The sequence below is a fragment of the Escherichia sp. KCJ4928 genome, assembly GCF_004352695.1.
GTDB lineage: Bacteria > Pseudomonadota > Gammaproteobacteria > Enterobacterales > Enterobacteriaceae > ECMA0423.
In genome coordinates, this window is sequence record NZ_SJWV01000720.1 from 1 (window position 1) to 290 (window position 290).

The window sequence follows — 290 nt, forward strand, 5'->3', positions numbered from 1 at the left end:
ACGCAACGCGTGATAAGCAATTTTCGTGTCCCCTTCGTCTAGAGGCCCAGGACACCGCCCTTTCACGGCGGTAACAGGGGTTCGAATCCCCTAGGGGACGCCACTTGCTGGTTTGTGAGTGAAAGTCGCCGACCCCAATATCTCAAAACAGACTGTTAAGTCTTGTTTGAGATATTTGCTCTTTAAAAATCTGGATCAAGCTGAAAATTGAAACACTGAACAACGAAAGTTGTTCGTGAGTCTCTCAAATTTTCGCAACACGATGATGAATCGCAAGAAACATCTTCGGG

1 tRNA gene is annotated in these 290 nt (G+C 46.6%); it reads left to right on the top strand.

Annotated elements, in window-relative coordinates:
* Window positions 1–27 precede the first annotated feature (27 nt).
* A tRNA-Glu gene (locus E0D98_RS26430) sits at window positions 28–103 on the top strand.
* Window positions 104–290: the final 187 nt, after the last annotated feature.